The sequence below is a fragment of the Paraburkholderia sp. MM5496-R1 genome (assembly GCF_050436205.1).
GTDB classification, from domain to species: Bacteria; Pseudomonadota; Gammaproteobacteria; order Burkholderiales; family Burkholderiaceae; genus Paraburkholderia; species Paraburkholderia tuberum.
The window spans coordinates 455,886-473,936 of the sequence record NZ_JBNDLT010000001.1; the positions used below are offsets into that span (position 1 = coordinate 455,886).

General features: G+C 62.0%; 17 protein-coding genes and 6 pseudogenes. 5 read left to right on the forward strand and 18 right to left on the reverse strand.

All coding sequences use genetic code 11. From position 1 onward, the window contains the following. Positions 1–344: 344 nt before the first annotated feature. Both OKW38_RS02280 and OKW38_RS02285 read right to left on the reverse strand, forming a co-directional pair. Positions 345–1,371 (reverse strand): annotated as a pseudogene (locus OKW38_RS02280) (IS110 family transposase). Positions 1,372–1,610: 239 nt separating this feature from the next. Then, the gene (locus OKW38_RS02285) at positions 1,611–2,588 is read right to left on the reverse strand and encodes an IS5 family transposase (RefSeq protein WP_429359811.1); all 978 of its coding nucleotides are present in this window, start codon (positions 2,586–2,588) and stop codon (positions 1,611–1,613) included. A gap of 117 nt (positions 2,589–2,705) precedes the next feature. Here OKW38_RS02285 and OKW38_RS02290 point away from each other — a divergent pair, with 117 nt between their 5' ends. Further along, positions 2,706–2,864, forward strand: coding sequence for a hypothetical protein (locus tag OKW38_RS02290; protein ID WP_167368858.1), 159 nt, complete (start codon positions 2,706–2,708; stop codon positions 2,862–2,864). A gap of 173 nt (positions 2,865–3,037) precedes the next feature. On the opposite strand, the pseudogene OKW38_RS02295 reads toward OKW38_RS02290, so the two are convergent. Next, a pseudogene (locus OKW38_RS02295) lies at positions 3,038–3,425 on the reverse strand (SET domain-containing protein); the annotation flags it as partial. A 414-nt stretch (positions 3,426–3,839) separates the two neighbouring features. Between OKW38_RS02295 and OKW38_RS02300 the strand changes: the two are divergent. Together OKW38_RS02300 and OKW38_RS02305 are read left to right on the forward strand one after the other, a co-directional pair. Continuing rightward, a pseudogene (locus tag OKW38_RS02300) lies at positions 3,840–3,998 on the forward strand (IS6 family transposase); the annotation flags it as partial. Positions 3,999–4,280: 282 nt separating this feature from the next. Continuing rightward, positions 4,281–4,880 (forward strand): annotated as a pseudogene (locus OKW38_RS02305) (DUF2242 domain-containing protein); the annotation flags it as partial. A gap of 367 nt (positions 4,881–5,247) precedes the next feature. Here OKW38_RS02305 and OKW38_RS02310 read toward each other — a convergent pair. The 5 genes from OKW38_RS02310 to OKW38_RS02330 form a co-directional block, all read right to left on the reverse strand. Then, the gene (locus OKW38_RS02310) at positions 5,248–5,442 is read right to left on the reverse strand and encodes a hypothetical protein (protein WP_187639048.1); all 195 of its coding nucleotides are present in this window, start codon (positions 5,440–5,442) and stop codon (positions 5,248–5,250) included. A gap of 282 nt (positions 5,443–5,724) precedes the next feature. Next, positions 5,725–6,114 (reverse strand): hypothetical protein, encoded by a 390-nt coding sequence (locus OKW38_RS02315; RefSeq protein ID WP_429359813.1) that lies wholly within the window; start codon positions 6,112–6,114, stop codon positions 5,725–5,727. A gap of 76 nt (positions 6,115–6,190) precedes the next feature. Then, complete coding sequence (locus OKW38_RS02320; protein ID WP_429359815.1) at positions 6,191–7,093, reverse strand: hypothetical protein; 903 nt, start codon at positions 7,091–7,093, stop codon at positions 6,191–6,193. Between the two features lie 17 nt (positions 7,094–7,110). Next, positions 7,111–7,323 carry a hypothetical protein gene (locus OKW38_RS02325; protein WP_429359817.1) on the reverse strand — a complete coding sequence of 71 codons (213 nt, stop codon included), beginning with the start codon at positions 7,321–7,323 and terminating at the stop codon, positions 7,111–7,113. Between the two features lie 5 nt (positions 7,324–7,328). Continuing rightward, positions 7,329–8,390 carry a DNA-binding protein gene (locus tag OKW38_RS02330; RefSeq protein WP_429359819.1) on the reverse strand — a complete coding sequence of 354 codons (1,062 nt, stop codon included), beginning with the start codon at positions 8,388–8,390 and terminating at the stop codon, positions 7,329–7,331. A gap of 169 nt (positions 8,391–8,559) precedes the next feature. On the opposite strand from OKW38_RS02330, the pseudogene OKW38_RS02335 reads away from it, so the two are divergent. After that, positions 8,560–9,009 (forward strand): annotated as a pseudogene (locus OKW38_RS02335) (tyrosine-type recombinase/integrase); the annotation flags it as partial. A gap of 39 nt (positions 9,010–9,048) precedes the next feature. On the opposite strand, the gene OKW38_RS02340 reads toward OKW38_RS02335, so the two are convergent. From OKW38_RS02340 to OKW38_RS02370, 7 genes are all read right to left on the reverse strand, one after another. After that, on the reverse strand, positions 9,049–9,918 hold the full coding sequence (locus OKW38_RS02340) for a tyrosine-type recombinase/integrase (protein ID WP_429359821.1): 870 nt from the start codon (positions 9,916–9,918) through the stop codon (positions 9,049–9,051). A gap of 331 nt (positions 9,919–10,249) precedes the next feature. Beyond that, complete coding sequence (locus tag OKW38_RS02345; protein ID WP_429359823.1) at positions 10,250–10,747, reverse strand: hypothetical protein; 498 nt, start codon at positions 10,745–10,747, stop codon at positions 10,250–10,252. Between the two features lie 3 nt (positions 10,748–10,750). Further along, positions 10,751–11,032, reverse strand: a complete 282-nt coding sequence (locus tag OKW38_RS02350; protein ID WP_429359825.1) for a nucleotidyltransferase family protein — start codon at positions 11,030–11,032, stop codon at positions 10,751–10,753. Between the two features lie 635 nt (positions 11,033–11,667). Next, positions 11,668–12,114 (reverse strand): GreA/GreB family elongation factor, encoded by a 447-nt coding sequence (locus tag OKW38_RS02355; protein WP_262414930.1) that lies wholly within the window; start codon positions 12,112–12,114, stop codon positions 11,668–11,670. Positions 12,115–12,432: 318 nt separating this feature from the next. Next, positions 12,433–12,864 carry a hypothetical protein gene (locus tag OKW38_RS02360; RefSeq protein ID WP_429359827.1) on the reverse strand — a complete coding sequence of 144 codons (432 nt, stop codon included), beginning with the start codon at positions 12,862–12,864 and terminating at the stop codon, positions 12,433–12,435. A gap of 301 nt (positions 12,865–13,165) precedes the next feature. Beyond that, positions 13,166–14,131 (reverse strand): Tim44 domain-containing protein, encoded by a 966-nt coding sequence (locus OKW38_RS02365; protein ID WP_429359829.1) that lies wholly within the window; start codon positions 14,129–14,131, stop codon positions 13,166–13,168. An 82-nt stretch (positions 14,132–14,213) separates the two neighbouring features. Next, a complete protein-coding gene (locus OKW38_RS02370; RefSeq protein WP_429332190.1) occupies positions 14,214–14,705 on the reverse strand; it encodes a CBS domain-containing protein in 492 nt (163 codons plus the stop codon). 147 nt (positions 14,706–14,852) lie between these two features. Between OKW38_RS02370 and nhaR the strand changes: the two genes are divergently transcribed. Next, positions 14,853–15,749, forward strand: coding sequence for a transcriptional activator NhaR (nhaR, locus tag OKW38_RS02375; protein WP_429332189.1), 897 nt, complete (start codon positions 14,853–14,855; stop codon positions 15,747–15,749). Positions 15,750–16,423: 674 nt separating this feature from the next. Here the strand turns inward: nhaR and OKW38_RS02380 are convergent. The 3 genes and pseudogenes from OKW38_RS02380 to OKW38_RS02390 form a co-directional block, all read right to left on the reverse strand. Beyond that, positions 16,424–16,768, reverse strand: a pseudogene (locus OKW38_RS02380) (transposase); the annotation flags it as partial. 17 nt (positions 16,769–16,785) lie between these two features. Then, on the reverse strand, positions 16,786–17,103 hold the full coding sequence (locus OKW38_RS02385; RefSeq protein WP_429332188.1) for a zf-TFIIB domain-containing protein: 318 nt from the start codon (positions 17,101–17,103) through the stop codon (positions 16,786–16,788). A 98-nt stretch (positions 17,104–17,201) separates the two neighbouring features. Further along, the gene (locus tag OKW38_RS02390; protein ID WP_429359831.1) at positions 17,202–18,032 is read right to left on the reverse strand and encodes a TerC family protein; all 831 of its coding nucleotides are present in this window, start codon (positions 18,030–18,032) and stop codon (positions 17,202–17,204) included. Positions 18,033–18,051 lie beyond the last annotated feature (19 nt).

Consider the following 18,051-nt stretch of genomic DNA (forward strand, 5'->3'; position numbering starts at 1 on the left):
GCGCCGGCACATCACCTAAGGCTACTACAAGGGCTTCCCCATTGAGCGCAAGCACAAATGTGGTTTTCTGTTGTCGCAATGTTGCCTTGCCGACGTCGTGTGAGAAGGTGAAGGACTGCGGTACTACAACCGGTCATGTTGGGCTGACGGCCCGGACCCTGATGAAAGACGCGCGCAAGGGCCTCGTTCGCTGACCGGGAATGAATCCCTGTAGCCTTATCAGGTATACCTCGCGCGGGTCCAACCGCTTCACATCACCGCTGGCAGTGCAAAGTGATCATTTAATCGCTCATGGGTACCGTTGCTTCTCGTTGGTGAACGGTTGACGAATACATCGGTGGAACTCACCCGGCGGCTGGCTCGTGCTTGAAGTCCTCGCCGTACTTGAGGACCGCCCACGCCATTCGCGCATTCTTGGCTGCGATCGCTACGGCCGCGCGCCAATATCCGCGCCGCTCAACGAGGCTTCTCGCCCAACGGCTGAAGCGATCCTGCTTCTCGCCGAGATTCGCGATGACGGCGCGCGCACCATTCACCAGCAGACAGCGCAGATAGGCGTCGCCTGCCTTCGTGATGCTGCCAAGCCGCTGCTTGCCGCCGCTGCTATGCTGCCCATGGCGTCAATCCGAGCCACGCGCCCACCTGGCGACCATTTTGGAAGTCATGTCCGGCACCCAGGCTCGCAAGCAGTGCGCTCGCCGTGGTCGGGCCGATACCGCGCAACTGCATGAGCCGCCGGCTGCGCTCGTCATCGCGCGCAATTTGGCTAATCGCGCGGTCGTATTCGGCGAGCCGGGCCTCGATGTTGCCTGCGTGCTCAAGGAGATCGCTGATGCAGCGATTGGCCCAGCTGGGCAAAGAATCGAGATGGACTGTGATCTCTCTTCGCAGACGCTCCGGGCTTTGCGGCAGCACCACGCCAAATTCCGAAAGCAGGCCACGTATCCGGTTGTAGATTGCGGTCCGTTCCTCGACAAAGCCCTGCCGCGTTCGATGCAGGCAGAGTGTCGCCTGCTGGTGTTCGTCCTTCAGCGGCACGAAGCGCATGCTCGGACGTGTCACCGCCTCACAGATCGCCGCTGCGTCCGCCGCGTCGTTCTTGCCGCGCTTGCCCGACATACGGTACGGTGCCACGAGTTTCGGCGCCATCAGCTTCACGGTGTGACCGTACTGCTGGAACATACGTGCCCATTGATGCGCACCCGAGCACGCTTCCATGCCGATGAGACAGGGCGGCAACTGGGCGATCAGCGCGAGCAGTTGATCCCGTGAGACACGCGGTTTGACCAATACTGCCTTGCCGGCTTCATCCACTCCGTGAACCGCAAAGACGTTCTTGGCAAGATCGATTCCGACAGTGACAACAGGCATGGACTTCTCCTCTTGTTGGTGTGGTGAACGTTCGAAACTTCATGATGACACGTCGATGCCCATTTACGGCTTCCACCGCAGCCGCGGGACGGGGAAGTCCCTTTCATTCGCTGAACAAGCCGCGAATTCGGCAGCGTGTCAGCAATTTGAACGTCGCCAAGTCATGAGGCCGAGCTTAGGTCATTGCTTTTCGGCCCTCGCAGGCCTGTTGGGCGGGCGCGTTGCCCGCCTTTCGCCCACTATGGGCGTACCGGTGCCATCAGTTTCTTGCGCGACAGGTAGACGTTCGCCAGTGCGAGCGCGACGAACGCCCGGTTGGCGTTCTTTGCCAGCCCGCGATAGCGCACCTTCGTAAATCCCCACAGTCGCTTCACGACGGCGAAGACATGTTCCACCCGGGCGCGAATCTTCGACTTGTTGCGGTTCTTGCCCCGTTGCACTTCGTCGACTTCGCCGCCCGCACGGCGCGTGCGCTGATTGGTAAAGTCGCGCGCCCTGGGCGCCTTGCTGTGGATCAGCTCCTTCTGGCTCGCATAGGCGCTGTCGCCGTAGACGCGCCGCTCCTGCCCGTGCAGCAATTGCGGCAGTGGATGCTTGTCATGCACGTTGGCCGGCGTGAGCACCGCGCTGTGCGCCAGGCCGCTCTGGCTGTCCACACCGATGTGCAGCTTGGCGCCGAAATACCATTGCTTGCCCTTGCGGGTCTGATGCATCTCGGGGTCGCGCGCCTTCTGCTCATTCTTCGTCGAGCTCGGCGCGCCGATGATCGTCGCGTCCACGATGGTGCCGCTTTTGAGCTTCATGCCGCTGGCCTGCAGCACCCGGCCGACTTCGGCAAACAATTGCTCGCCCAGTTTGTGCGTCTCCAGCAGGCGCCGGAATTTGAGCAGCGTCGTCGCGTCCGGTACGGCTTCACAACCCAGGTCAATTCCGGCAAAGCGACGCAGGCTGGCGCTGTCGTAAAGTGCCTCTTCGCAAGCGAAGTCGGCCAGATTGAACCAGTGTTGCACGAAGTGGATCCGCAGCATGCGCTCCAGACCAATTGGCGGGCGGCCATTGCCACGCTTCGGATAATGCGGCTCGATCACCGCGCACAGTTGCGCCCATGGCACGATTGCGTTCATCGTGTCGAGAAACTCGTCGCGCCGCGTGCGTTTGCGGTGGGTCTCGAAACCCGCCCCCTGATCGGCTGCCATCGCCAACGTCTGCTGCTTCATCCTGTTTCGCCTTCTTCGTTCAATCCGATTTCTATAACGCTTGAGGTACCGGATCGGTGGACTTAATCAGCGTTGCCCTAAACTGTAAGCATGTTTGCGACTCGACAGGAGGTCACCATGGCCGAATCAATTTCGGGAATCATGCTGGGAGTGATCGTTCTGATCATGGCTGCCATCCTCGTGACGGAGCACTACCGACGTGAACATCACAGGAGCCGGCAACTCCGCTGGCTGGACACCCATCCGATGCGGGACTGGTTGCACCGCAGGCCTTGATGCACAGCCAGACACCTGCCTTGTTGACTGTCCACCCATTGCGGGCAATTCCGGCAGCGCAAGCGACAGGGGCCAGCCGTTCGCGCTCCACTCCGGACGAGCTGTGCTCCGGGACTTTGCCAGCGTCGGCATGACCCGGCCCGTCCCGGGTAACGCTCGCTTCCCGGGCCCGAGCATGGTGCGGCGGCACCACCGCACAGGCACGCGTAGTACCGACACAGGTCACCATCAAGTGGCTCGTCCGTCTCCAGTCGGTAATCGATAAAGAGTTCGCCGCCAGCAGTAATGTCCCGGATCGCGTGGTTGAACACGCGCCCCGCCTCCTCAACTGCCTCGCAGTTCGCCGAGCAGCAGTGATCAGCCAGCGCGCGCTGTTGCCCCCGCGGCTGCCGTCGATCACCCGGCCGTCCTCCAGCCCGAAAAAGAACGTGTGTCCCTCGATGCCGTCTCGCCGGTGCTGCGCGGGCGGGCCCGTCGCCAGGAAATCACCTCACCCCTGTATTCCAACACGCGCTCCCCCGCTTTCAGCGTCCGCAGCGCGAACACTCCTTTCCCATGCACCGGCGATCGCTGTCATCGGCGATCTGAAAGTCGTCAAAAACTGACAGTGTGAAACTCACTGCGTGGAACCAACTTTTCTTGGTTCATTTTCTTCGGGGCCCGGTTTATCCAGAGCCTCATTCTTCTTTATTTTTCCTCGCTCCATTCTCCTGCTTCCCGTGTGGTTGCCGCATTCTCAGCGGATTAGCCACTGAGGTCAGCCGCGGTCGCAGAGCCAGCTTGACTATTTATCCCGCCCCTACCGCATCGCACAGCTCTCGGGCGAACGCAATGTAGGCTTGGGGCGTGACGGCGGATGTCATCTGCCATGCCGTGCGTTGAAATAGCAGCAGGCCCCCACGTTCACCCAGCCTCCTGAAACATCCCGTCCGCAAGTTCCGAAAGGCTGCCCGATTTGACTACGCTGCGCAACATCGCACACGGGGTTTCCTCTCATGCTTCGGCCTGATCCGGCAGCACTTCGCGCTGCCTCGACATCTGATGAATGCAGGTCGACACCGCGCAGAATTGAAGGATCGCCTGGCGGCCCGGCGTCAATGGACAATGGCAGAATCTGGCGTCCGCATTTTTTGATTTGCAATCCTACTCTTTGTCAAAAATTTCACCTTTCCTCGACCAACTTGAGAAGGCCGTCCTCTCATATCAGCTTGCCACATCCGCCGTACCACGTAACGGATCTGCGCTCACGAGAACGTCGAAGGTTATTGTAGGGAAAGAAAACTATAATGGCCCGGCCCATTCACTTCCGGATCGGCCGCATGATGTGTCCCTCTCATGCAGCGCAAAAGCATTGGGTGTCATGGCCATCTGGCGCCGGCCCCCTTCTCCGCTCGAGCCGGTCCAACCTATTCAGCCATGCATACCCCGTTCCGCTTTTCCTCCGCGGCTTTCGTGCTTGCGCTTGCGAGCGCACTGTCTGCGTGCTCGACACCGAAGCCGCTTTACCAGCAAGAACAGTTCGACGCAGGCGATAGCCCTTATATGCACAATTTCGCCGGGAAGGCAGAGCTCGCCTGCGAAGCCGCCCGCCGTGCGTTGCTCAGCCAGGGATATATCGCCAGTTCGACGAGGCCCGATTCGGTCGACGGCTCGAAAAATTTCCAGCCCACCGGCGATACGCACGCGGTGATTGAAATCCATGTGGTCTGTACAACCGACGACCCCAAAAGCAACAGCAGTATCGCGTACGTGAACGCAGTGCAGGATCGCTATGCGCTGAAGAAGAGCAACACGTCGGCGAGCGTCGGACTGAGCGTGTTCGGATCGCTGTCGCTGCCGATCGGCTCAAGCGATGACTCGATGGTGAAAGTTGCGAGCGAGACGATTCCTGCCGGCGTTTTCTATCAGCGTTTCTTTGCGCTAGTCGACCACTACCTGAAGGCCGACTCCGCCCAGCCGGACGCCGCCGCGGCAGCGCCGAAGGAGACGCTGCCGTCAATGAACGACGCCGTGCCGCCGATCGGGACAGCCCAGACAGGTAATGGTTCGGAGAAAGCGACGAGCGCCAGGTAAGGCGTCGACGGTATGGCGCGCCCGGACGTGTGCTCGAGCCGCGTTTGGTCCGCCCACTTTCCCGGCTAGCATGCAGCGACGAAGAGGCGAACAGCCTGACGTGCCATGTTGCCGTGTACGGACCCGCCTGGCAGCAGACGCGAGCCGCCGCGGTCGTCAGCCCGGTCGTAAACTTCAGCGCATAAACGGCGTCATGCTCGCGCTGTCCCAGTGCAGATTGGGCGGGCCTCGAAGTTGGGCCGCGGCAAGTGTCGGGAACAACGGTCAGGCCCGCATCATATTGGCTTGCGGGCTCATAGGGTGCGACATGTCAGTGAAAACGTGCGAAGGCCCGAAGCACGGAATCTCCGTCCTGCGTAATGCGAAGCCGCACGGCACCGCCGGCAAGCTGCTCCATGGCGACGAGCTGGCGTTCGAGCAACGTGCCAAGTTCCTGCCGCTCAGCAATATGGTCGGCCGAGTCCCTGACGAGCATTAATGTCGCAAATTCATGGGCGCTGAGCATTCCTGTCTCCTGGTCGTTCGAGTAGGTGCCGTAGGGGATTGCACCGGCTACTGGCCTTTGGCCATGCCTGCCCGGCCAAGGTCGCTTCCGGCGACGCATTACCGATGGCGCGTTTGGCTGCAATTGGCAACGGGGAGTTGATGGTAGGAGCAAGCTCGGGAGCGGAACAATCCGGGTCGTCCCGCATATTGGACATGTTGAAGGTCTTCCGCGCGTGAAATAGCATCACCCAGCTTCAACGCCGGCTGCCCCGTGCACAGTCGCGAGGGCACCCAACTGGCCTCACCTGATCAACCCGCCGCTCCACCGGTCACGGCCGCTCCAGAACGGACACCGCGGACAGGTCTCGCCGTCCGGATAGTCGATGCCTTCCTCATGCGGGCACCCGATGATGCGATCGACGGCGACGACCGAACGCGCACCATGCTGTTCAATGAACCGGACGACTGCTTCGGTGATTTCCGGATCGGCTCTCGCATCGGACGTTTCACAGAACCACCGCTCAACAGGATCAGCATCCGCGCCTTCGTACGCGACGATGCCGACGGCAACCTTCGTCGCCCGCCTGTCATCGGGCCCATAGCAGGCCACCGTTGCGACCGGGTAGCCGCAGAAGCCCTTGCGGCTTTTTTTCGCGAGCCTGTCCCGGTACCATTGCGCTTTCAATGTCATGTCGCCTCCGTGCCTCCGCGCGACTGGCCGATGCGACTATGGCATCAGCGGTAATCGTGGCCGCCGATCGTCATACTCACCGGTGCTGCACTTTCCGTGTGGCCATGTACACGTCGAACAGGCCCGCATGCAGGCGACTGAGCGCCTGACGCAGACTGACGAGTTCGTGCTGGTCGCCGTCATGCTCCCGGCGCAGGATCTCGCCCAGCAGGACCGTGGCCCGCGATGCCGCAACCTCACGTTGCGTCCCGGCGTCACCCAGCCGGCCTGCGAGCGCCGGCTTGACCACCAGCAGCCAGGCCGGCAACCACGCGTAATCGTCGATCTCGCCGGTGCCGGGGAACTCCGCATCGAAGCGCTGGCGTAGCGCGTCGAGCGACGCGTCGCCCAGTCCGGGCAGCAACGCCGCGAACCGTGCGGGCGCGAGCCACGCCAGTCCAGCGAGCAGTGGCCACGCGGCATCCAGACCATCAGCCCGGTAGCGCGCCTCCGTCATCCACGCGAAGGGTGCGGGGATGCGCCACCAGGACTCAATGGCTTCGACTGCTTCAATCGCAGCCGCCCCGTCGCCCGCCAGCAGCCAGAGCGGTGCGGCGTGGCTCTCGGCATGGTTCCCGGCACCGGCGCCGCGAAAGGCCAGGGACGCGGCCCGCTTGGCGAGCGCTCGCCAGCATGGTGCGAGCCACGGGTGGACGCTCTGCGCGGGCAGCACGCGCCGGGCGGCGGGCACCACCCCGTCCTCCAGGTGACGGTGGGCGATGTCCAGCGCCGCATGGTCAGCAAAGGGCCCGGTCGATCCATTCCCGAGTTCGCGGACCAGCACGGTCATCGCGGGCAGCGCACCGTCGTCCGGGTATTCGCCGGCGAGCTGCGCCAGTGCCGTTCGCGCCGCCACCGCATCGCGCCGCTGCAGCGGCGCCAGCACGTCGTTGCGCAACATCACGTCACGGCTGTCGGCGAAGATGTCGAGCTGCTGCATGGTCCGGGTCATCCCGTTCAGAAGAGCTGATCGTGAAGAGCGGTCAGACTAGCCCATTTCACCGTGCTGCGGAAGGTGCGGCCGTCCTCGTCCACCGATTCGATGATCACGCGCTGACCGCTGGCTTCGGCGACCACCCGCACGATCCGCTCGCCGTAGCGCATCAGTGCGCTGATCGGCGGGCAAGCCGGGGCCTTACGCCTTTTTCCCTGGCGGCTGTTTTTCTCCACCTCGCCTACCCCCGCCTGCGGCGCACCGTGGTCTTGCTGGCGGTCGCCGGTTCCGCCGGTTCCGCCGGTGCTGCCGTTGCCTGACGCGATGTGCGTGTCGCCGCCGCGCGGCCCGCAGTCGGGCGAGCAGGCGCGGCCTTCGCGCGGGCCGGGCGGGCATCGGCCTGACGCGCTGCTGCGAGCTGTTGGTGCAGCGTCACGTTCGCGGCCTCGACGGCATCGAGCCGCCCCTGCAGGACGCCCCCCTGATGGCGCGCGTCACCCAGCTGCGCCTGCAGGATCTCGACCACGCGGCGATGGTCCGCCTCGCGTTGGTCGGCCCGCTTCACCGCATCATCGAGTTCCTTCCGCAGTTTCGCGGCGGCGCCACGCTCGCGATCAATCTCGAGCAGCGCCCGCTTTTCCGACGCTCGCAGGCGCTCGTCGGCGCGTTCCGCGCTCTCGCGCAGCTTCCCGAGATCCCGCGAGAAACCTTCGCGCACCTTGTCCAGTTCACGGTCGCGCACGAGCGCCTCGGCCTTGAGCCGGACCACCTCGGCCTCGCACGCCTGCCGCGCCGCGTGGCCCTCGGCCTGCGCCTTTTCCAGTTCGCGCACCTCGACCTGCGCGGCAAGGAGCGCCGCCGTGCGCTGTTCGAGCGCGGTCCCGACGCGACCCAGTTCGTCGCGGGCAGCAACGACCGACCGTTGCGCCTCAACGCGTTGCGCCTCGACCTCGTCGCGCAGCGCGTCGAGCGCGGCTTCGGCAGAGGCGGTTGCGCGGGTCCAGAGCGCCGCGACCAGTTCGCCGGCAGCCGGCCCCAGATCGGCGGGCAGGTCGGGGTGGTCGATGCGCACCCGGCTCTTTTCGCGCAGTTCGGCCCAGAATTCACCGAGCACCTGGGTCGGCGTGCTCATGCTGCCGCGCTTGACCAACTGGTAAAGCCGGTTCGCGGTCGGCGTGATCCCGAAGCGGAAGAACAGGAGCGCGCAGACTTCGCGGTACAGCTCGCGGGTCTTCGGGAATTCGCCTTTCAGGCGGTCGATTTCAGCGGCGAGACGGGTTTCGTCAGGGAGGGCGTCGGCCATGGAAGCATGCTGGTGTGGGTGTCGGATAAATAATACAACGTAAACCGTCCCATATCTAACGCATCAGAGGCCACATTTTGACAATACGGCGATAATGTTGATATCTTGGGGGCGGATCAGTCCATCATCACGTCACACCCCGACCTCCGCCTCCGCCGCGTCTGCGACCATGAAAACCGCCGTCTCCGCCCCGCGCCCGATCGACGCGCTCGAACTGCCCGCCGGTCTCGATGGCCACCACGGCACGAACCGCGCAACCGGCCACATGCAGGTCGCCGCGGTGACCGATCCCGATGCGATCCGCGCGTGGCTCGCCCGCTTCGTCGATACGAAAACGACGTTCGACAGCTACCGCAAGGAAGCCGAACGGCTGCTGCTGTGGTCCGTCCTGCAGATGGGCAAACCGCTCTCCTCGCTCACGCACGAAGACCTGCTGGTCTACCAGCACTTTCTCGTCGATCCGCAACCCGCGGCACGGTGGACCGCTGATGGCGGACGCAAGCATCCCCGCAACGATCCGCGCTGGCGACCGTTCTACGGCCCCCTGTCGGCATCGAGCCAGCGGCAGGCGATGGTGATCCTCAACGTCATGTTTGCGTGGCTGGTGCAGGCGGGGTATCCGCGACCTCCAGCACGGGGTGCTCCGCGTGCGGCCGGGCTAGCCGGCGGGCAGGCGGTCCAGCGGACTGACCACCTTGCGCAGGAGGTCAGTGGCAACCTGGGTATAGAGCGTGGTGGTCTCGATCTGCCTGTGTCCAAGGAGCACCTGGATCACGCGGATATCCTCCTTCTGTTCCAGCAGGTGCGTGGCAAAGGAATGCCTCAGCGTGTGCATGGATACGCGCTTGTCGATGTTTGCGGTCTCGGCGGCCGCATGGATGGCGCGGGTCAGTTGCCGCGTGCTGAGCGGGTCAATCGGATCGAGGCCCGGAAAGAGCCACCCGCCATCGAGCATGCAGCCCTGGGCACGGGCAACGCGCCACCAGACGCGCAGACGTTCGAGCAGGACCGGCGAGAGCATCGCGTAGCGGTCACGGCGGCCCTGCTCGATGCGCAGGGTCATGCGCTGGCTGTGGATGTCGCTGACCCTGAGGGCGACCACTTCGCTCGCACGCAGCCCGGCGCCATAGGCGACCGACAGCGCGGTCTGATGCTTGAGGTTTCCGGCTGCCGCGATGAGCCGGCGCACCTCCTCGGGGCTGAGCACAACCGGGAGCGTGCGAGGCACGCGTACCGGCTGCATCCGCGCCATCAGCTCAGGCCGGCCGGGCGTGACTTCGAAGAAGAACTTCAGACCGCTGATCGCGGCGTTCAGCGACACCGGCGACGCGCCGTGATCGACCAGATGCAGCTGATAGTCCCGGAGGTCCTCGACCGTGGCGGTATCGGGTAAACGCCCGAGGTATCGGGCGAACTGACGTACGGCACGTAGGTAGGCGGCCTGGGTCTTGGGTGCGAACTTGCGCATGCGCAAGTCCTCAAGCATACGGCGGCGCAGCGGGCTGATGCCCGGATCGGAGGAGGTCATGATGGGGCTCCTGCTGGAGGACGAGGCGGATTGCCTCAACCACCAACATAAGCGCCGGCGCCACTGGCCTCCCATTCGCCGCCAGAGACGGGCCGCAGCCCCCTACCGCGCGAGCGGTTTAGTCCATTCGGCCTGAGCCGTCATTCGAGCATCGGTGCCGGTCAGACGGGTATGGGGCGCTTTCCTGTCAGCCACAGGTCGGTGGTCGCGAATGACTCGTCCCGCGGAAAGCGAACGAGTACTTGCGACCCACAACGGACGGTGAACGCGGTGGAAAGCGGCCGTTCGCGGAGCCGCTGTCACGCTCAGCCAGCACGACTGCACTGGCGACCTATCTGATGTAGCCCCGATACTGAGAGACGCTGACCGACTTGTTATTTAGGTAGGCGGCAAACAAGGTTCCAACCGATACAACGAGGAAACGCTTACTCTTCCTTTCGATGTAGAAGGTATCGGTGCCTCCGGCGGTGCTAACGAATTGGAGAACGATCAAGTTTTCGTTCTCGAAGAGCTTGGACAACTTTTCGTCGAAGCCATCTGGCCAAACAACCGTGGGCTCTGCTGTCGTGATCCCGGTGAAGGTGACTTGACCACCCACCCATTTGGAAGAACTTGGTGCGTCGGTGACCACACCGATCAAGCTGTTCTGACCTGGCTGGGCCAGTGAGTGCTGCGGCGACGCTCCCGTTATCGCGAGAAGCAGCGGAATTGTGATACGCGCGACCAACGCGCGCATCCTCGTTCGTTGCATGATCTTCGAGATAACGGACATGACCTGGTGTCGTGCGTCACAAATAATGCGGGCTTCGCCGCCATCGCCGTTTATCACGATTCATCCTTCAGCCACATCATCACGTTGATAGACCAATGCGGCACAGCAGCCGATATATGCGACGACGCGTGACGTTGGGTTTGTGAGATCGTAGTCCTGGAGGTGCACCTTATATGGGACGAGCGCTGTCATCTCAGTCTCCCATTCAGTGCGGTGACAGCCCCACGAATCTCGTGCCGTCTCATCGTTGCCGACAGGGTCAATTTCCATGGCGACATCGAGATCGCTGTCGGTCCGCTGGACACCCTTGAGTCGGCTGCCATAAACCCATAGCCGTCGCACGTGCCGGCGCGCTTACGCCCATCCGCGCAACCGTTTTATGGCGTCGAAGAGGCCGTCGTCGATCATCGTGGATCTCCGTAGCACGTATTGATCGTCTCTCACTGTAAACCATTGCCCGCCCGACGCCTGGAATTACCCATACCGCCCCCTTGCGCCGAACCGAGAGTCCAACGCGCAGCCGACCGACTGCTTTCGTGCGCCACTGTCGACCGACCGGTCATGGCCGAAACCCGCCCGATGCTCAACGCGAGCATCTCGGCCTTCCCCGTGGCCTCCTGCGGCGGTTCGCCTTGGCGTATGAAAGCGAGGCGGAACTGCGGATAAGTGAATCCTTTCGGCCACTGGGCCGTGATGGCAACAGAAGTGATGCCGGACACTCATTCTTCGGTGCATCTCGGCGTTTTGAGTGGACAATCTTGTGATTGACCGCCGTAAAGACGGTGATGCCACCACCCAGCATGCACACCACCGCTAACGTCAGCGAGAAAAATGACAGCAGCTTGAGGACAGTCATGCTAGCGCCCCCTTGACCCTTGACCAACCGAATCAAACGGAATTGAATGGGCGACGGGGCCGACTGAGGGGCGCTCGCTAGCGACGCTATGCAGTTTCTTCGGTGCCTCCTCCCGATATCATCAGCCTGATAAGCGACGACTCTCCGGTTGCAGGAGGATCTTCCTGATGACGTAATGAACCGGCACGCCGCTCGGCGGAAGGCACATGATGACTTGTCCGCAACGCGCACCCAACAGTGCGATGCCCGTCGGCGAGAGAACGGACAGTCGCCCACGCTGATAGTCGGCCTCGCGCGGGTAAACCAGCGTCCATTCATGCGTCTCAGTGCCGTCGGTGGTCGTACATTCGACCGTTGTATTCATCGTGACGACGTCCGGTGGTATCTCGGCGGAATCGACAAACAAGGCTGTCGCTTCCATGGCGTCCAGGAGGGCGCGCTGCGTCGGTGACACCCTCGGCAGGTGCGCACATTCCCGGAGTCGTTCCATGTCGGATTCGGACACGACCGGCTGGCCTTCCATGCGGCCGGTTATGGCCGTGATCGAAATGTTTTTGGCAGACAACATGTGTGCCTCCGGCTGGAAAACAGGTTACAGATATCCGCGCAATCGCGGTCATTCCATACGTCGAGCCACGAACCGTCCAAGAAAATGAGCCGATCGATGGTTCCCAAATGTTGTATATCGAGCAACGCGCTCCGGTTGACGAACGCACCGGGTCGATCGTCAGGAAAGACGACCTGCATCAGGGGAGCGAAGCGCCGGGTTATCTCGGTGAAGCTCGCCTCACTAGACGGTTCCGTCACGTCAAGCCAGTAGACAAGCGCCGCCGTTGGACTTCCTGCCTTCCGAGCAATAAAACGGAGTGTTTTTTCGCCTGACGATTCATTCATGATCCCCTGCCCGGTTAGTACGTTCCTCTTTCAAAAGCAGTTCGGCGCTGCTTGCCGGGCTTGCCGATACGACGCGCTGTAGGGCGACTTTCGTAAGCCGGTGGTCGACCCATATCCGTCCCCATCGGATCGCGTACCGCAAGGCCTGCGCTGGGTCGTAGAAATAATCCAGCGCGTGGAAGCAGCACTGTGTCGGGCAGCCCGGCCCTTCGATCACAAGATGGGCCGCGTGCAACGCACTCTCCACGGGTTCTGCTCGGGCCGTCAAACGGTAGCCCTGATGTTCAGCCTGATAGCTCACAGAGCCGATGCGCCTGCTTTGCGAAACGTTCCACTGCGAGGCCAAATTCTGGCCACTGATTGTGACGGAGCGTTCCTGCCTGACCGTCGGCGTCTCATTCAGACGTTTTGTTTGCGTTCTCATGGCTTCTCGATCCTTCGAAGACGATCCGATTCCGCCGCTGTTCGGTCGCGCGGCTAAAGACCTGCGCACAGGCAGCGCAACGGATCTCGAGTTTGTTCGGCACGCGGGCGGACGCCCATCACGCAAGTCGTGATGGAGTAGCCGACTATCGCCTCATGCGCCCAGCGTTTGCCACTCCGCAAGTGGCGCTCGACTTTCTCACGCACGGTCGCTGGCGAAAGGTTGGTCTCAGGTAGTTCCGCGGCACGCACGACCCTCACGAGTAACCGGCAGCAGGCCGCTGCCGGTTTCAACTACGCTCTCATCCGTCAATTTGCTGAATGCCGGCCAGTCGCCACGCCTGGTTGCCACGTGCGTCGCTGACCATGTTCCAGACTTCCTGGAACGGCTGGGCAGTCGGCGCATCGTCTTCCCGCATTTGACCGTAAAAGCGAACGCTAACCAGCGTTTCATCCGCATTGCGTTCTGTGCCAAGCACTTCCGCGTCAAGTTGCGTGACTTCCGTATGACTCACCTGGCGACCCCGAGCTTCGAGGTCCCGCTTGATTTGCGCGAACATCTCCGGCGTCGTCAATTCGAACAGGTCACCCTGCTCGTTCCGGTCCCATGCGCCTTGAAGGCGCATGAACAAGGTCTTTGCCGATACAAGAAACGCCGCCTGATCTTGCTCGAGTGGTAGTCCCGTTGTCCTCTCCGTGTCCGCTGCTCCCGTCGAACCCATCGCCGCGTTCGGCCTGCCCCGCAAGTTCGCTTCAGGCCGCGCTTGCGGGATCTGATTCAGAAACCGTGAGCCGTTCGTTTGCTGGCGGTTCACGGGACCGTGTCCATAGGCAAGATCCGGACGACGCCGGTTGGCGATAAAGCGGAATAGCATCACGCCGGCGAAAATCACCGCCCCGATCAGCAACGCATTCGACAGCATCTGCGCCAGCCCTTCGCCCAGGCCAAACGACGACAGTAATGCGGCAATCCCAAGGCCCGCAGCGAGACCCGCCAGCGGGCCCATCCAGCGGTTACCCGCTGCCGCAGCAGGCGCCTGCGCGGCCTGTTGTGCCGGCTGTGCCTGTTGGCTTCGCTGCGCTTGTCCAGACGGCGACGCCGTCTGCGACTGCCGCCCGATGCTTTGACTCCCGCCTACGCGCTTCGCCTCGGCGTCGTTCGACGCCACAGCGCCCAGCGCCAGCAGTCCCGCCAGACCGAGCGCGGCCGTCCCGCGCGTGACTGCACCGGCAGCACGTCGTAATTTGTTGATGATTTGCGTGTACATAAAAACCTCTTTCGATGAGTCGCGAAACTGCCCGCAACGCGCTCCATTTGCGCGCGCAAATACATTACGAACAGTAATATTTTTAGCTACGCAAGCTCGCCGCTGGTTGTGCCTTCGATCCATCAAAAGCGGCGTGAAAACCGTTGCCGTGGATGTAGTGCTCCAGTTGCCGGATGGTGTGTTCCTGCTCGGAAATCAGGTTCTTGATCAGGTCGCCGATCGACACCATTCCTGTCACCTGCCCTGCGCTGATCACAGGCAGATGGCGAATCTGATGTTCTGTCATGATCGCCATGCACTCATCCGTCGTCTGCTCCGGACTGACATAACGCACCGCCGTCGACATGATGTCGCGCACAGGCGTATTCGTTGACGAGCGTTCCATCAGAACGATCTTCCGGGCGTAATCGCGCTCCGTCACGATGCCGGCTATGCGCCCGTCGTGCGCGGCGATGAGCGCTCCAACCTCCCTGTGAGCCATGATCGATATCGCGTCGTAAACCGAAGCGGATGCCTCGATCGACCACACTGTCCGGGAAGCTTTCGCACGCAGCAATTCTGCAACCGATGCCATATGTCACCTCTGTCAACTGTCATGAAACGCCCGCCGACGCTTCGGAGCGAGGTTTCAATCTAACTGAGCTCATGCCAACATAAAATTCGTATTTTTATTGTTGATACTTCGAGAAAAACGTATCTTTCCGTAATCGGTGGAGGGTTCGTGAATTTCAAGCATCTCTATTACTTCTGGGTCGCGGCTCGCGCGGGCGGCATCGTGCGCGCGGGCGAGCAGTTGCACATCACGCCGCAAACGCTCAGTGGCCAGATCAAGCTTCTCGAAGAGGCGCTGGATAAGAAGCTGTTCAGGAAAACCGGCCGCACGCTCGAACTGACCGATGCGGGGCGCCTCGCGCTCGATTACGCCGACGAAATATTTTCGTTAGGTTCGGAACTCGAAAGCGCTGTGCGGCGCGAAAGCGAAGCCGGTGCGCAAACGCGGTTTCGCGTCGGGATCGCGGATTCGGTCCCCAAGGCGATTGCGTACCGGCTGCTGGAACCCGCGCTGAGCGCGTCGGCGTCGCTGCGCATGATCTGTCACGAAGGCAAACTGCACGCGCTGCTCGCGCAACTGGCCGTGCACCGCCTCGATCTGATCATCGCGGACGCCCCCATTCCCGTCGACGTCAACATCAAGGCGTTCAATCACCGCCTCGGACGTTCGACGCTAAGCTGCTTCGGAACCCAGGCGTTGATTCAAAGCAGCAAAAAACGCTTCCCGATGTCGCTCGACAAGCTGCCTGTGCTACTGCCCGGCACGGAATCCGCCGTGCGGCGCAAGCTGGATCACTGGCTCGCCTCGCACGCCATTTCGCCGCGCATCGTCGGCGAGTTCGACGACGGAGCGATGACCATGGCATTCGGCCGCGAAGGCCGCGGCCTGCTGTTCGCGCCAACCGTGCTCGAAAGCCAGTTGCAGACAGAGCACAACCTGACGATAGTCGGGCAGATCAATTCGATCGTCGAGGAATTTTTTGCAATCTCTATCGAGCGCCACATCAGCCACCCGGCTGTCGCGATGATCATGGACGCGGCGCGTAGCGAACTGTTCAACGTTTAGGCGGGGTCGTTTCTGAGTAGGATGACCTCGCGATGCCGGCAACACCCTGGTTTGAGCGCGCTTGCGGCCCCTTACGTAGCAGGAACGCGGCGATCACCTCGAAGGTCTCGATGCGAACGCACGCGTGTTCAATTCGATGATGACAATAGCTACTATCGCTATTCGATTAGAGCGATGAACAGATTGCTAATGTCCGCGAGAAGCACGCATGCGTTTTATATCGAGTCGACGTCCATACGCGATCTATCTAAAGTTTGCGGCCGACGGCTCGCCTGATCAAACGGCCGGGCAGATGAAGGCTATGGCCGTTCCGATGTGAAGGGTACGCCTCTCGCGATTGATACCCTGCATCTTGCGATGCTTCGTTACGTTGTCAGAGTCGCTCTTTATTGAGACTCCTAGACGCGCCCGGTGACACGGGCGGTTCCCTCATGTTGAAGCGGGAACAGCTCCTGCAAGCAACTTCGTGTCGCAGTCACCACCTTCCATCCGCTGGCGGCTAGCCAGCCTCATCTGTTGCGCGTTGCGCCGGAATTTCTTTTCGGGAGCACGCCCCATCTCAAGAATCGGTTACGTGAGTAACCCGGGCACCCCACGGGCATGTTCACTTCAAACCGCCCAGACATCGGGTCCCGCGCTTTCCATGGTGATGTTGTCGGAACGCCTTTGCGGATCGCTGACTTCAGCTGCGCCCCCTCGGGTATCACCCCGTCCTTCAGATAGCGCCACAACGCAATTGCGAGACGCCGCGCCACCGCGACGATGGCGATACGTCGGGCGCGGCGATTCAGTGGGACGCCCTGCGTTCGCTGGAAGAACCACCGTGTCAGCACACTGTCGGGCTGGTACCGCAGCCAGGACCACACCATCTCGAGGAGCAGGGCACGCACCCGTCGATTGCCCTGCTTGCTGATGCCCTGATCTGTGCGGCTCCCGCCACTGTCGTATGGCTGTGGTACGAGGCCAACGCACGTACCGACTTCACGCCGGTTGTGGAATGCCCGCCAGAACAGTTCGAGCGCAGGATGCATCCAGGTCAGTCAAAGTCGAACATATCGAACAGTGACTTCTTCTTGCGGCGCGGATCGTAGTGCTTGCGCTGATCGCCGTGGTAAGAATCGTTGCGCCGTCCCCACTGCTGGTCATGGTGGCCGTCGCGGTCGCCGTAGCGCGCGTCGCGCTCGACCTGATTGCTTCTGTTGTCCGGTTCGGGCGTGCCCTGCATCTGGGTCAGCAGCTTGTCCAGCTCGCCGCGATCGAGCCATACGCCACGGCATGTCGGGCAATAGTCGATCTCGATGTTCTGACGCTCGGTCATCAGCAGATCGGGGGTCTTGCAAACGGGGCACTTCATTGCGTTGCTCCTTTCTTAACGTTCAACCTTTGTGCTGCCGGTCGGGGCGGCGTTCAACCGCCCCGATACTTCTGTCAGTCCGCTTCAGTCCGCTTCGTTCAGTTCGAGAAAGCCGAACCGCTGGTCTGCGTCTCTTCAGACCTTGCTTCGGAGCCAGCTTCACGCTTCGCTTCCAAAACTGCCGCCTCGTGCTCGCGCTTGTCCTTTCTGCGCCGCGCCATCATGTTCATGCCTTCGACGAAGCCTGCGAACGCCATGGCCGTGTAGATGTAGCCCTTCGGCACGTGCGAACCAAAACCTTCGGCAATCAGCGTCATCGCGATCACCAGCAGGAAGCTCAGCGCAAGCGTGACGACGGTCGGATTGCGCTCGATGAACTTCGACAGCGGGCGAGCCGCGAACAACATCGCCGTGACAGCAGCGATCACTGCAATGAACATGATGGGCAGGTGATCCGTCATGCCGACCGCGGTGAGGATGCTGTCGACGGAAAACACGACGTCGAGCAGCAGGATCTGGCCGATGGCAGCCGTCACCGTCAGGCCGCCGACGCCCATCGCAGGAGTCGTGTGCGCCTCGGCGTCACGGCTCACGTGATGGTGCATTTCACGCGTGGCCTTCCACACAAGGAACAGACCGCCCGCGAGCAGGATCAGGTCGCGCCACGAAAACGCGTGATCGAACACGGAAAACACAGGGACGGTGAGACGCGCGATCCATGCGACGGTGCCCAGCAGGCCGAGCCGCATCAGCAGCGCCAGCATGATGCCGATACGCTGCGTGCGCGCGCGTTGCGCTTCGGGGAGCTTGTTGCTCAGAATCGAAATGAAGATCAGGTTGTCGATGCCAAGCACGATCTCCATCACGACGAGCGTCACGAGTGCAGCCCATGCAGCGGGATCGGCGGCCAGGGTCAGTAAGGATTCCATTTGCGTGCGTCGTTCTCCG

Excerpts from the sequence above, each read along its gene's own strand:
- OKW38_RS02285 (WP_429359811.1), bottom strand. The coding sequence starts at position 2,588 with ATGAAGCAGCAGACGTTGGCGATGGCAGCCGATCAGGGGGCGGGTTTC.
- OKW38_RS02290 (WP_167368858.1), top strand. The coding sequence starts at position 2,706 with ATGGCCGAATCAATTTCGGGAATCATGCTGGGAGTGATCGTTCTGATC.
- OKW38_RS02310 (WP_187639048.1), bottom strand. The coding sequence starts at position 5,442 with ATGCTCAGCGCCCATGAATTTGCGACATTAATGCTCGTCAGGGACTCG.
- OKW38_RS02315 (WP_429359813.1), bottom strand. The coding sequence starts at position 6,114 with ATGACATTGAAAGCGCAATGGTACCGGGACAGGCTCGCGAAAAAAAGC.
- OKW38_RS02320 (WP_429359815.1), bottom strand. The coding sequence starts at position 7,093 with ATGCAGCAGCTCGACATCTTCGCCGACAGCCGTGACGTGATGTTGCGC.
- OKW38_RS02330 (WP_429359819.1), bottom strand. The coding sequence starts at position 8,390 with ATGGCCGACGCCCTCCCTGACGAAACCCGTCTCGCCGCTGAAATCGAC.
- OKW38_RS02340 (WP_429359821.1), bottom strand. The coding sequence starts at position 9,918 with ATGACCTCCTCCGATCCGGGCATCAGCCCGCTGCGCCGCCGTATGCTT.
- OKW38_RS02355 (WP_262414930.1), bottom strand. The coding sequence starts at position 12,114 with ATGTTGTCTGCCAAAAACATTTCGATCACGGCCATAACCGGCCGCATG.
- OKW38_RS02360 (WP_429359827.1), bottom strand. The coding sequence starts at position 12,864 with ATGAGAACGCAAACAAAACGTCTGAATGAGACGCCGACGGTCAGGCAG.
- OKW38_RS02365 (WP_429359829.1), bottom strand. The coding sequence starts at position 14,131 with ATGTACACGCAAATCATCAACAAATTACGACGTGCTGCCGGTGCAGTC.
- OKW38_RS02370 (WP_429332190.1), bottom strand. The coding sequence starts at position 14,705 with ATGGCATCGGTTGCAGAATTGCTGCGTGCGAAAGCTTCCCGGACAGTG.
- OKW38_RS02385 (WP_429332188.1), bottom strand. The coding sequence starts at position 17,103 with ATGAAGTGCCCCGTTTGCAAGACCCCCGATCTGCTGATGACCGAGCGT.
- OKW38_RS02390 (WP_429359831.1), bottom strand. The coding sequence starts at position 18,032 with ATGGAATCCTTACTGACCCTGGCCGCCGATCCCGCTGCATGGGCTGCA.